The organism is Streptomyces sp. NPDC046900, assembly GCF_040644975.1.
In the GTDB taxonomy this organism is placed as follows: Bacteria; Actinomycetota; Actinomycetes; order Streptomycetales; family Streptomycetaceae; genus Streptomyces.
On sequence record NZ_JBEYXD010000092.1, the window covers coordinates 17,797 to 30,819 of the forward strand.

General features: G+C 70.8%; 10 protein-coding genes and 1 pseudogene. 5 read left to right on the forward strand and 6 right to left on the reverse strand.

From position 1 onward, the window contains the following. Positions 1–250: 250 nt before the first annotated feature. Positions 251–1,771, reverse strand: coding sequence for an MFS transporter (locus ABZ904_RS42755; RefSeq protein WP_361829527.1), 1,521 nt, complete (start codon positions 1,769–1,771; stop codon positions 251–253). A 62-nt stretch (positions 1,772–1,833) separates the two neighbouring features. Here ABZ904_RS42755 and ABZ904_RS42760 point away from each other — a divergent pair, with 62 nt between their 5' ends. Next, positions 1,834–2,808 carry a YafY family protein gene (locus ABZ904_RS42760; RefSeq protein WP_361002890.1) on the forward strand — a complete coding sequence of 325 codons (975 nt, stop codon included), beginning with the start codon at positions 1,834–1,836 and terminating at the stop codon, positions 2,806–2,808. Positions 2,809–2,969: 161 nt separating this feature from the next. Here ABZ904_RS42760 and ABZ904_RS42765 read toward each other — a convergent pair whose 3' ends face one another. Next, complete coding sequence (locus ABZ904_RS42765) at positions 2,970–3,560, reverse strand: TetR family transcriptional regulator (protein WP_359405532.1); 591 nt, start codon at positions 3,558–3,560, stop codon at positions 2,970–2,972. Positions 3,561–4,006: 446 nt separating this feature from the next. Then, complete coding sequence (locus tag ABZ904_RS42770) at positions 4,007–5,005, reverse strand: sigma-70 family RNA polymerase sigma factor (protein ID WP_359405480.1); 999 nt, start codon at positions 5,003–5,005, stop codon at positions 4,007–4,009. Between the two features lie 170 nt (positions 5,006–5,175). Between ABZ904_RS42770 and ABZ904_RS42775 the strand changes: the two are divergent. Next, positions 5,176–5,691 (forward strand): annotated as a pseudogene (locus tag ABZ904_RS42775) (N-acetyltransferase family protein); the annotation flags it as partial. Positions 5,692–5,702: 11 nt separating this feature from the next. Here ABZ904_RS42775 and ABZ904_RS42780 read toward each other — a convergent pair. Continuing rightward, positions 5,703–6,497 (reverse strand): class III extradiol ring-cleavage dioxygenase, encoded by a 795-nt coding sequence (locus ABZ904_RS42780; protein ID WP_359405483.1) that lies wholly within the window; start codon positions 6,495–6,497, stop codon positions 5,703–5,705. Positions 6,498–6,595: 98 nt separating this feature from the next. On the opposite strand from ABZ904_RS42780, the gene ABZ904_RS42785 reads away from it, so the two are divergent. Continuing rightward, complete coding sequence (locus ABZ904_RS42785; protein WP_359405486.1) at positions 6,596–7,099, forward strand: MarR family transcriptional regulator; 504 nt, start codon at positions 6,596–6,598, stop codon at positions 7,097–7,099. A 230-nt stretch (positions 7,100–7,329) separates the two neighbouring features. Here the strand turns inward: ABZ904_RS42785 and ABZ904_RS42790 are convergent, their stop codons facing one another. After that, complete coding sequence (locus ABZ904_RS42790; RefSeq protein ID WP_359405489.1) at positions 7,330–8,865, reverse strand: MFS transporter; 1,536 nt, start codon at positions 8,863–8,865, stop codon at positions 7,330–7,332. Positions 8,866–9,027: 162 nt separating this feature from the next. After that, entirely contained in the window at positions 9,028–9,672 is a 645-nt protein-coding gene (locus tag ABZ904_RS42795) for a TetR/AcrR family transcriptional regulator (RefSeq protein WP_359405491.1), read from the reverse strand. Positions 9,673–10,105: 433 nt separating this feature from the next. On the opposite strand from ABZ904_RS42795, the gene ABZ904_RS42800 reads away from it, so the two are divergent. Next, positions 10,106–11,380, forward strand: coding sequence for a M6 family metalloprotease domain-containing protein (locus ABZ904_RS42800; RefSeq protein WP_359405494.1), 1,275 nt, complete (start codon positions 10,106–10,108; stop codon positions 11,378–11,380). 87 nt (positions 11,381–11,467) lie between these two features. Beyond that, the coding region (locus tag ABZ904_RS42805; protein WP_361829531.1) for a helix-turn-helix domain-containing protein at positions 11,468–13,023 on the forward strand (1,556 nt) is incomplete at its 3' end.

The following is a 13,023-nucleotide window of genomic DNA, read 5'->3' on the forward strand; positions in this document are numbered from 1 at the left end:
GGACAGGGGCGCAGGACGCCCAGACGGGCAGACCCGCAGACCCGCACACCCGCACACCGGCAGACGGGCAGACGGGCAGACGGGCAGACGACGCAATACAGGACCGCGCCCGACCGGACACACGACCGATCCCGCGGGCGCCTCCCGCGCCCCGTCCGCCCCGCAACACGATGGCGCCCGGCGGGTCGCGCGGAACGCGACCCGCCGGGCGCCATCGGCCTCGCCGTCGAGGCGAGGAATGGAACACGGCTCAGGAGGCGAGCACCGGCTCCTCGACCCCCTTCGGCGCCGGTTCGGCCTGCCCGCCCTCCACATGCTGCGCGGGCCGCCTGGGCAGGGCGAACATCAGCAGGAAGATCGCCACCAGCACCGCGGCGACCCAGCCCAGGGCGTGCTCGAAGGCGTGCACGAAGGCGGGCCCCACCTGCGCCGGGGTCAGCCGGTCGCCGATCTCGCCGAAGAAGACCACCGAGACCAGCCCGAGGCCGAGCGCGTTGCCCATCTGCTGGACCGTGTTGATGAGGCCGGACGCCGAACCGGAGTGCTCCCTCGGCACCTCGGACAGGATCGCGTCCGTCAGCGGAGCGACGATCAGCCCCATGCCCGCGCCCATCACCACGAGCGGCAGGGCCATCTGCCAGGAGGCGATGGCGAGGCCGTACCGGGCGGACTCCCCGATGTAGAGGAGCACACCCGCCGCCATCACCAGCGCACCCGCCTGCAGCACCCCCCGGCCGAAGCGCGGCACCAGCTTCTGCACGGACAGCCCGGCCGCCGTCGAGACCGCGATCGAGAACGGCACGCCCGTCAGGCCCGCGCGCAGCGCGCTCCAGCCGAGCCCGACCTGCATGTACAGCGTCCAGACCAGGAAGAAGACACCGAGACCGACACCGAAGACCGTCTGCACCGCGATACCCGCAGCGAAACTCTTCACACGGAACAGGGAGAGCTCCACTAGCGGGGACCCGTCCCGCACGGCCTTCCGCTTCTCGTACGCCACGAGCGCCGCGAAGACGACCAGCGCGCCCGCCATCGACGCGTACCCCCACAGCGGCCAGCCCAGCTCCCGGCCGCGTGTGAGCGGGTAGAGCAGCATGAGCAGACCGAGGGTGACCAGGGCGACGCCGACGAGGTCGAGGCGCAGGGCCCGCGGTGCCTTGGACTCCGCGATGTAGCGCCGGCCCAGCAGCAACGCCCCGATGCCGACCGGCAGGTTGATCAGGAAGATGGGCCGCCACTCAAGACCGAAGAGGTTCCACTCGGTGAGGAGGGCGCCGAGGAGCGGTCCGGAGACGGCCCCCAGTCCGACGATCGCGCCGAAGAGCCCGAAGACCTTGCCCCGCTCGTGCGCCGGGAAGGTGGCGTGCACGATCGACAGCACCTGCGGCACCATCATCGCGGCCATCGCGCCCTGCAGGATCCGTGAGGCCACGAGCATCTCGGGGTTCGCGGCGAAGCCGCACAGCGCCGAGGCGATCGTGAATCCGCCGATGCCGATCAGGAAGAGCCGCCTGCGGCCGTGAATATCTCCGAGCCGGCCGCCGGTGATGAGCCCGGCGGCGAAGGCGAGTGCGTACCCGGCGGTGATCCACTGGATCTGGCTGAACGATGCTCCCGCGTCCCGCTGGATCGACGGGATGGCGATGTTGACGATCGTGACGTCGACCAGGTCCATGAAGGCCGCGGTCATCACGATGGCGAGCGCGAACCAGCGACGACGGTCGCCGGGGTCGGTGGTGCTGCTGCTGAGAGTGGTCTCCGTGGAGGTCATGGTCCGAAGCTAGGGCCGCAATAGGTCAGATCGTGTCCTAGTTCTGCGGCATCCTCGGATTCATGACGACCGACACTCCGGCGCGCCTTCTCCAATTGCTCTCCCTCCTGCAGACCCCACGCGAGTGGCCCGGTGCCGAGCTCGCCGACCGGCTGGGGGTGTCCCGGCGCACGATCCGCCGGGACGTCGACCGGCTGCGCGAGCTCGGCTATCCGGTCCAGGCCAGCAAGGGCGCCGACGGCGGGTACCGGCTGGTCGCCGGGAAGGCGATGCCGCCGCTCGTGCTCGACGACGAGGAGGCCGTGGCGATCGCGGTCGGGCTGCGCGCCGGCGCCGGGCACGCGGTCGAAGGTGTCGACGAGGCATCGGTACGGGCCCTGGCCAAGCTGGAACAGGTGCTGCCGGCCCGGCTGCGCCACCGGGTCACCACCCTCCAGGCCGCCACCAGCGCCCTGACCAGCGGCGACGGGGCGAGTATCGCTCCCGAGACGCTGACCGTGATGGCCTCGACGATCGCGGGGCACGAGCGGCTGCGGTTCGCCTACCGCTCCGGGGACGGAACGCCGTCCCGGCGCCAGACCGAGCCGTACCGGCTGGTGTCCACGGGACGCCGCTGGTATCTCGTCGCCTACGACCTGGAGCGCGACGACTGGCGTACGTTCCGGGTCGACCGGGTCAGCGAGCCGTTCGCGACCGGCGCGAGGTTCGCCCCGCGGGAGTTGCCTGCGGGGAGCGCGGCGGAATATCTGCGGCAGTCGATGTACCGGCGCCAGGAGGCGTACGAGTTCGAGGCGACCTTCGCCGCGCCCGCGGACGTCGTCGCGGCGCGCCTGCCGCGCTGGTTCGCGGAGCCCGAGCCGCTCGGCGACCACAGCTGCCGGCTGCGCGGCACGTCGAGCGACTCCGTGGAATGGCTCGCGGTACGGCTCGCCATGACCGACTGCGAGTTCACGGTGCACCGGCCCGCCGAACTGGTCGCCTGCGCAAAGAACTTGGGTGAACGACTGAGCCGGGCGGCTCAGGCGCCGAAGGACTGAGGAGTACGGCTCGGGGGAAGTTGGGCGGCCGCACCGAAAACGGGTACGGCCCGGCGGGAGTTGTGCCGGCCGCCGAGCCGGTCAGCGCGCGGGAGGCCGGCACCGCAGCGCGCGAGAGGGCCGGCACGGGGAGCGCTGCGCGGCCGGCCTCCCGCAGAAAATCAGCCGATCTCCCACACGAAGTCCCGCAGGGCCTCCAAGTTGCGTACGGCGAGAGCGGCGGGCCCGTGCGGACCGGCTGCCGATTCGTCACTCGCGGCCCAGCTCTCCACCGCCACGCGTACCGCGGCGGAGGCGACGGCGGCGGTGAAACGCAGCGCCGGCGTCACGGCATCCGACGGATCGTCACCACTCCGCGTCCGCGCCGCGAGCACCTCTGCGAGTTCGTGTTCCGAGGCCTGGCAGATCTCGGCCCATACCTTGGTGAGCGCGGGGTTGGTGCCGGTGAGACGCAGCAGGGCGCGGACCCACTCGAGGGACCTCGCGGAGACGCCGGCGCCGGGGGTCAGGGTGTGGACCGCGGCGTGGTGCAGGGCGTCGGCGACGGTGAGGTGGGCGGGGGCGTCGCGGACGGCCTGCGACCACCTGCGGGCACCCGCCGAGAACAGCGGGGCCAGCGCCTCCTCCTTGGTGGCGAAATAGCGGTAGAAGGTGCGCGGTGCCACCCCGGCGGAGCGGGCGATGTCCTCGGCCCGGGTGGCGCGCAGGCCGTTCGCCATGAAGAGTCCTGCCGCGGCCTGGGCGATCTCCATCCGGGTCGCCGCCTTGCGCCGCTCGGTGAGGGAAGCTCCCTCGGGTTCTTGCGCCGTACGGGCGGGAGATGTCCCGCTCATACGTTTCGTACTGGTCACGACGGCAGGTTATGCCGCTGTGGCACAATCTGCCATTCGGGCCGCCCCGGGGTTCAGGTACGGGGCGGCCCATCGGCTCGCCCTGTCCGGAGCAGGCAGGAAAAGGGCCGGGCCCCGGCGCCTAGGGGGGAGTGGCACCGGGACCCGGCTGGGGAGAGTCCCGGCGCCGGGGGGAGTGCGTCGGGACTCGGCTCTGGAGGGCGCGGACCATGCGGTCCGGCCCGTGCTGTGGACGGACCCGGAGGGGTTGTGCCCCGGACCCGGTGGGTTGAAGCGACGGAACACGCCAAGTCGTCCGGCGAGAAGGGATCTGCCGGCCGGTGTCGCACACCGGCCGTACGAAACCGTCACGCCGCCGCGTCGAAGCCCGTCTGCCGCGCCAGCTTCTTCAGTTCGAGCAGGGCGTGCTTCTCGATCTGCCGGATGCGCTCACGTGTGAGGCCGTGCTCCTTGCCGACCTCGGTCAGCGTGCGCTCCCGGCCGTCCTCGATGCCGTACCGCATCTTGATGATCGAGGCCGTACGCTCGTCGAGCCGCCCGATGAGGTCGTCCAGCTCCTCGCTGCGCAGCAGCGTGAGCACGGACTGCTCCGGCGACACCGCCGACGTGTCCTCCAACAGGTCCCCGAACTGGGTCTCGCCCTCGTCGTCCACCGACATGTTGAGCGACACCGGGTCGCGGGCCCAGTCGAGCACGTCACTGATGCGCTCGGCCGTGGTGTCCAGCTCGGCGGCCATCTCGGCGGGCTCGGGGTCGCGCCCGTTCTCACGGTTGAACTCGCGCTGCACCCGGCGGATCCGGCCGAGTTCCTCGACCAGGTGGACGGGCAGCCGGATGGTCCGGGACTGGTCCGCGATCGACCTGGTGATCGCCTGACGGATCCACCAGGTCGCGTACGTCGAGAACTTGAAGCCCTTGCGGTAGTCGAACTTCTCGACCGCTCGCACCAGACCGGCGTTGCCCTCCTGGATCAGGTCGAGCAGCGGGAGACCGCTGCGCGGATAGCGGCGCGCCACGGCGACGACGAGCCGGAGGTTCGAGCGGATGAAGATGTCCTTGGCCCGCTCCCCCTCCGCGACCAGGGCTTCCAGCTCCTCACGGGTGGCATCGGCCTTGGCCTCCTCCTCCCCGTCGAGGATCTGCCGCGCGAACACCCCCGCCTCGATGACCTGGGACAGCTCGACCTCCCTGGCGGCGTCGAGCAGCGGCGTACGCGCGATCTCGTCGAGGTACATGCCGACCAGGTCGCGATCGGCGATCTCGCCGCCATGGGCGCGAACACTGTTTGCCGCGTCGACGGTCTCGCCTCCGGCGGACTTGCGACGGGCGACGGCACGGGTTGCCATGCGTGCTCCCTTGCGATGGTGGGCTGGCGGGTGGTCCAGTGACGCTTCGGACACCCTTCCGGGTGCCCGGCATCCGAAGGAAACAACGACTGGAATCAGGACAGAATTCCCAACCCGTCCCTCTATTTTTCTGATCATGCAGTACCCTGTGCCGCCACCAGGGAGGCCGGATGCCGTCGGAACGTACAGAGGTGCAGGTCAGGCCAGGAGTCGAGGGCGACCTCGTAGCCCTCACGGACATCTAGAACCACTATGTACGTGAGACGCCCATCACCTTCGACACCGTGATCTTCACCCCGGAAGAGCAACGTCCTTGGCTGCTCTCCCACCCTGAAGACGGCCCACACCTGCTGAAGGTTGCCGTGGCACCGGAGTCACAGGAGATTCTCGGGTACGCCACATTCAGCGCCTTCCGTCCGAAGCCGGCGTACGCGACCTCGGTGGAGCTCACCGTCTACCTCGCCCCGCACACGACGGGCCGCGGGGTCGGCGCGCACCTCTACCGGTCTCTCTTCGAGTCCCTGGCCGAGGAGGGCCTCCACCGCGCCTACGCGGGCATCGCCCAGCCCGACGAAGCGTCCGTGCGGCTGCACGAACGCTTCGGTTTCCGGCACGTGGGCACGTACCGCGGGGTGGGGTTCAAATTCGGACGTTACTGGGACGTGGCCTGGCACGAGAAGGAGCTCTGGCCGGCGGGTCAGCCGAACTGCACCGACCTCTTCGCCAGACCCATCCAGAACCCGTCGATCACGGACCGCTGCGCGTCCAGTTCCCCCGCCGCGTCCGCCGCGCCCATGGTCACGAAGAGCGGGGCGAAGTGCTCGGTGCGGGGGTGGGCGAGGCGGCCCGCCGGGGACTTGCGGGTGAAGTCCAGCAGGGCGTCGACGTCTTGGGCCTCCAGCGCGCGGTGGCCCCAGTCGTCGAACTCCGCCGACCAGCCCGGCACTCCACCCGCATGGCGCAGTGCGGCCAGATTGTGGGTGAAGAAGCCGGAGCCGATGATCAGCACGCCCTCGTCGCGCAGCGGGGCCAGCCTGCGGCCGATCTCCATGAGCCGGACGGGGTCGAGGGTCGGCAGGGAGATCTGCAGGACGGGGATGTCGGCCTCGGGGTACATCTCGACCAGGGGCACATACGCGCCGTGATCCAGACCGCGGTCCGGCATGTCCTGCACGGGGGTGGGCAGGAGCTTGCGCACCGACTCGGCGAGCTCGGGGGCGCCCGGGGCCGCGTACGTCACCCGGTAGTAGTGCTCGGGGAAGCCCCAGAAGTCGTAGACCAGCGGCAGCGTCCGCACCGCGCCGAGGGCGAGCGGGGCCTCCTCCCAGTGGGCGGAGACCATGAGGATCGCCCGGGGACGCGGCAGCCCTGCGGACCAGGCGGCAAGCTGACCGGGCCAGACGGGGTCATCGGCCAGCGGGGGCGCACCATGACTCAAGTAGAGGGCGGGCATGCGCTCGGGCGCGGTGCGCTCCTCGATGACGGCCGACATGGCGGCTGCTCCCTTCGCATTGCTTGAACTCTCAAGTTACTCGACAGGCTACCCCCGATTTGTTTAACTTTCAAGAAGAGGCCTCGTAGAGTGGGGACATGAAGACGGCACCCGCTGATGACTCTCGCTGGCTCACCGACGAGGAGCAGCGCACCTGGCGTGCGTACATGCACGCCGTCACTCTTCTCGAGGACCATCTCGACCGCCAGTTGCAGCGCGACGCGGGCATGCCGCACGTGTACTACGGACTGCTGGTCCAGCTCGCCGAGGCACCGCACCGGCGGCTGCGCATGACCGAGCTGGCCATGCAGGCCAAGATCACACGTTCCCGGCTCTCGCACGCCATCGCCCGGCTGGAGAAGAACGGCTGGGTGCGGCGCGAGGACTGCCCCGCCGACAAGCGCGGCCAGCTCGCCGTCCTCACGGACGAGGGATACGACGTACTGTCACGCCACGCGCCCGGGCATGTGGCCGCCGTGCGCCAGGCGATCTTCGACCGGCTCACCCCCGAACAGCAGAGGTCCCTCGGCGAGATCATGTCGGTCATCGCCGAGGGACTGCAGCCCAAGGAGGCGGGGGCGGACCTGCCCTGGCTCCGCTGAACCCCGTCCCCCGTACGGCGCAGAGGCCGTGCCGTCGCCTCCGTCCGCGAACGGGTCCGCCCCGGTCCCGCGCTTTCGCGGAACCGGGGCGGACCGCCGGAAGACCTGCGGACAATGGACACCCGTCTCTCATCCGCGGGCGTAGTCCCGTGCACGAAGTTCCGTGAGCGAAGTGCCTCGTGGACGGTCCGTGCGCGAGGCGCCGCGCACGGGACCCGACGTACCGGCCGTCAGTGGGCGACCACCGGGATCTGCACCTCGTCCTCTGCGCCCTCGCTCTGCCCGGAGACCGACTGGGCTCCCGGGCGGCCGGCGTTGACCAGGGTCAGGGCGGCGGCCGCGGCGACGACGAGGATGCCGACGGCGAACCAGATCGCGCTCGCGTAACCGTGCACCTGACCCTGCAGCTGAACCAGCTGCGCCTGGGACTTGGAGGTGGCGGTCGCGATGTGGTCCTTGATGTAGGACGTGGTCGCCGATGCCGCGATCGTGTTCAGCAGGGCCGTGCCGATCGCGCCGCCGACCTGCTGCGAGGTGTTGACCATCGCGGAGGCGACACCGGCGTCCCGCGGCTGCACACCGTGCGTGGCCAGGGCCATCGCCGGCATGAACGCGGTACCCATACCGAGGCCGAGCAGCAGCATGGCCGGCAGCACCACCGAGGCGTACGACGAGCCGATCTCCAGCTGGGCCAGCAGGAACATGCCGGCGGCGGCGACCAGGAAGCCGGGGCCCATCAGCAACCGCGCCGGGACGCGGGTCATCAGACGGGTGCCGATCTGGGTGGAGCCGGTGATCATGCCCGCGATCATGGGCAGGAAGGCGAAGCCGGTCTTGACCGGCGAGTAGCCCTTCACGACCTGCAGGTAGTAGGTCAGGAAGAGGAACGTGCCGAACATCGCGATGATCGCGAGACCGAGGGAGAGGTAGACGCCTCCGCGGTTGCGGTCGGTGATGACGCGCAGCGGCAGCAGCGGGGCCTTGACCTTGGACTCGGTGAGCACGAAGGCCACGAGCAGGACGGCGGCCGCGACGAACAGGCCGACCGTCAGGGAATCGCCCCAGCCGTCCGACTCGGCGCGCGTGAAGCCGTAGACGAGCGAGACCAGGCCGAGGGTCGAGAGAATGACGCCCGGGATGTCGAGCGGCGAGCGGTTGCGGCCGCCCTCCGGCTCCCGGATGACGAAGTAGGCGCCGGCCGCGGCGACGACGGCGAACGGGATGTTGACGAAGAACGTCCAGCGCCAGTCCAGGTACTCGGTGAGGAAGCCGCCGAGGATCAGACCGACGGCGCCACCGCCACCGGCGATCGCACCGTAGATGCCGAAGGCCTTGGCGCGCTCCTTGGCGTCCGTGAACATGACCGCGAGCAGGGACAGCGCGGCAGGGGCGAGGAGTGCGCCGAAGAGGCCCTGGAGGGCACGGGAGCCGAACATCATCGCGCCGCTCTGCGCGGCACCGCCGAGCGCGGAGGCGAGGGCGAAGCCGGAGAGGCCGATGACGAAGGCACGCTTACGGCCCCACAGGTCGGCGACCCGGCCGCCGAAGAGCAGAAGACCACCGAAGGCGAGGGCGTAGGCCGTCACCACCCACTGGCGGTTGCCGTCCGAGATCCCCAGGTCCTGCTGGGCGGAGGGAAGTGCGATGTTCACGATGGTGGCGTCGAGGACGACCATCAGCTGGGCGAGTGCGATGAAGACCAGCGCCCGCCATCGGTTGGAGTCGGGAGCGGAAGCGCCCGGGACGCTTCGGGCTGTTTCAGACATGGAGGTACCCACTTCGGGACTTCGTGACGGAAATGTCGGAACTCGTAGGCGGAAAAGGGCGTCAGGCAGCACGGCACGTCGCCGGTGACGGCCGAGGCCCTGTCGTCAGTAGGAGACGGGGTCTTCGGTGGGAAGACGGGCGGAGCCCGTGGAACTAATCGCTCAGGCCTGGCGGAGATCCTCCATGGTCGCGGCCGTGCCGGGCAGTTCGGAGCGGGCCGGGGCCCGCAGACCGTCCAGGAACAGCTGCAGATGACGGTGGACGAAGCGGTCGAGGCTGAGGCAGCCGGTACCCGCCGGCGGCCTGCTGAGCTGCGCGACCGCGATCATCAGGTCCCCGCGCTCGACATCGGGACGGAGCTGCCCGGCCGCTCGGGCGCGGTCCATGATCTCCTCGATCAGCTGCTCGAGCCGCTCCCGAGCCGCTTCCAGCTCGGGGTGGTGCTCGTGAAACGCGGTGGCGAACATCGGGCACAGCGCGCCGAAGCGCTCGTCGGCGACTGCGTGCACGAAGTGGGACAGGGCCTCGAAGGCGTTCCCGGTCTCGGCGAGCGCCCGCTCGGCGCCCTCGGACGTACGGTCCATGACCGAGCAGACGACCTCGCGGACCAGCGCCTCACGGTCGTGGAAGTTGCGGTACACCGTGGCGTTGCCCACGCCGGCCCGGCGGGCGATCTCGTCGAACGGCACGTCGGGGCCGAACTCGACGAACATCTCCCGGGCGGCGGTGACGATCCGCTCCCGGTTGCGCAGGGCATCGGCACGCGGCCGGGACACACGGCGCTGCACGGGGGTCGCGGTCTGCACGGCGCACTCCTCGTTGGAATGGAACGCGATCCGGGGACCCAGTCCCCGTTTCGCTCGGACACATGCTTAAACGGGGAATCGATCCCCGGTTATTTCCCCGCCCGGCGCCCTTTCGTGTGAGCTGAGCCACATCGCGGAGGAGATCCTCCATCGCCCCATTCGCGCCGGAACGACACCACCGCGCCTTGCGCCCCAAAGCCCCGGAGCGCACCTCGAACCGGGGCCGCCCCCCGCCAGCCCTTCCCCGCGCGGAACGCCTCGGACCAGCCGCCCCGCACCTCCCCCGAACCCCTCACACCGGCCGCCCCACCCTCCCTTCGACGCCCGGAACCCCTCGTTCGGTCCGCCTCAGCGAGCACCCACACCGATCTTGACCCAGGGTGAGCACACAGGCGCTTTCCGTGACCAGTCGTGAAGCGAAGGGGACCCCTGCATGCTGCTGTCCCGCCGCCGGATACACACGCGCCGTGTCGCCTCGATCGCCTCGGTCACCGTCCTCACCCTGGCGGTCTCCACCTCCGCGGGCACCGGATATCTGATCGGGGGGGCCTCCACGGCGGGATCCGCCGCACCGTCCCGTGCCTCGGCACTCGGCCCCTGCATGATCCACGGCCGTGCGGGCATCCAGATGCCCGAGTCCATCCCGACATCCCGTGGCTACGCCCGCTCCACCGGCACGATCCACGCGCTGACGCTGATGATCGACTTCCCTGACGTTCCCGGCCAGGGCAGCGCGCTGAGCCGGTACGGGGAGTTCTTCCCGCAGACCCAGAAGTGGTTCGCCACCAGTTCCTACGGCCGCCTCGATTACCGCCCCGAGGCCCCGATACGTCACTGGCTGCGGATGCCCAAGCCGTTCAAGGCGTACGGGCTGGAGCGCGGCGCGCCCTTCGACCCCGGCTACCGCCTGCTCGTCCAGGACATCGTGGCCACCGCCGATCCGCAGGTGGACTTCCGCCGCTACGACCTGGTGAACGTGCTGGTCACCCCCAACGCGGGCCCGGCCGCCCTGGACACCGTCCTGTCGGTGACGTTCGCGGGCAACCCCGATGCCCCGGTCGCCGACGGTGTACCGATCTCCAACGCGTCCTTCATCTACAGCCGCCAGGACGACGGCTCCGGCTCCTACCCCACGACCGGCTACCGGGTCCTGCCCCACGAGAACAGCCACACCTTCGGCCTGCCCGACCTCTACACGCAGGAGGGCGGGACGGCCGTCGGGCACTGGGACATCATGAGCGAGGACTGGGGTGCCAACAACGACCTGCTGGGCTGGCACAAGTGGAAGCTCGGCTGGCTGAAGGGCTCCCAGGTCAGCTGTGCGGTCACACGAGGCACCACCGAGTACACGCTGACCCCCCTCGGCCGCGCCGGCGGCCGGAAGCTCGTCTTCATACCGATCAGCTCCAGGGCCGGGTACGCCCTCGAACTGCGCACCCACGCCGGAAACGACGCGGAGGTGTGCAGGCCCGGCATCCTCATCTACCGGGTCGACGCGGACGTCGACACCGGCAGCGGGCCCATCACGGTCTACGACTCCCAGCGCAACAGCGGCGGCTGCACCCGAAGCCCGAACGTGCAGGCCGAACTGTCCGACGCCACGTTCCAGCCCGGGCAGACCTTCACGGACCCGAAGACGGGGATCGTCGTCACCGTCGTGGGCACGACGCCCACCGGCGACTACCGGGTACACGTGACCCGGCGGTGACCGGTCCTCGGGCCGTACGGAGTCCGGGACGGCGCACGACGCGGGCGAACACGGCGGATGCGCCCGGCCCGGCATTACCGTGACTTCATGCTCCCGAACGTCAACGCGGCCACGGCGATCCCCGCCGAAGCCGTCACCCCCCTCGTGCGCGGGCTCACCGTGCTGCGGCGGCTCACCGACGCCGACGGCAGCTGCAGCCTCAGCGCTCTCGAGCGGGCCAGCGGGCTCGCCCGGTCCACGGTCGACCGGATCACGGCGACGCTCGCCCGCATGGGGTACGTACGGCTCGACGGCCGGGACGCCCTGCTCGCCCCGCGGCTGACGGAGCTGGGCAACGCCTACCTGGCGGCGCTGCGGCTTCCGACGCTGCTCGATACACACGCGGACGCGCTCGCCGACGAACTGGACGAGTCCGTGTCCCTCGCGGTCCCCGATCGGGACGGCATCCGCTTCATCCATCAGGCGACCCGCCGCCGCGCGATGTCACTGAGCTTCCGCATCGGTGATCTGCTGCCCGCGGAGCGGACCGCTCCAGGCCCGCTGTTCGCGACGGAGTGGGACGAGGCGGACTGGAAGCGCTGGCGCGAGCGCCGGGCCACGGACCCCGAGGACCGGGGCTTCCCCGCGGTGCCGGCCCGCAGCCGCCCGCTCGACGGATCGGACGGCAGCACCCTCGGCGACGACTTCGAGGCCCGCACCGAGCAGGCGCGGGTGCAGGGGTGGGCACTGGACGACCAGCTCATCGAACCGGGTCTGGTGGCCCTCGGCCTGCCCGTACGCGAGAAGAGCGGCCGGATCGCCTGCGTGGTCAGCGTGGTCAGCCACACCAGCCGGCATTCTGCCGACGACCTGCGCCGGGCCCTGCTGCCCCGGCTGAGCACGGCGGTGGAGGCGATGGAGCGGGAGCTGCGCGAGGCCCCGCCCGCCGACCCCGCCGCGCCGTCCGGGCTCGCGACCTGGACCGGGGCGTCCAAGCAGGAGCTGGGGCGTGACTTCGTGGAGTCACTGGCGCGCGGACTGACGGTGATCACCTCCTTCGGGGAGGGCCGCCCTGCGATGACGCTGTCCGAAGTGGCCGAGGCGACGGGACTGGCGCGGGCCACGGCCCGGCGCGCGCTGATCACGCTGGAGCACCTCGGCTACGTCACCGCCCACGACCGCGCCTTCCGGCTCACCCCGCGCGTCCTGGGCCTCGGCTTCCCGCCGCTGTCCAGGGTGTCGCTTCCGGACATCGCCGTCCCGCACCTGACCGAGCTGTCCCAGCTCCTGCACGAGTCGACCTCGTTGGCGGTGCTGACGGGCGACGACATCCAGTACACGGCCCGGGCGGCCCCGAGCCGCATCATGAGCGTCAACTTCACGGTCGGGATCCGGCTGCCGGCGTATGCCACGTCTCTGGGCCGGGTCATGCTGGCGGACCAGACGGAGCCGAAGCTGCCGAAGCCGGTCTCACTCACACCGAGAACGGTCACGGATCCGGCGGAGCTGAGGGCCCTGCTCGGCCGGGTGCGGAGTCAGGGGTACGCCTTGGTCGACGGGGAGTTGGAGGAGGGGCTGCAGCTCCACCGACCCGACCGCCGACCACGCCGGCCATGCCCGGCAATACGCCGATGTGCTGCGAGCGATCCGCAACGGCGGACAGC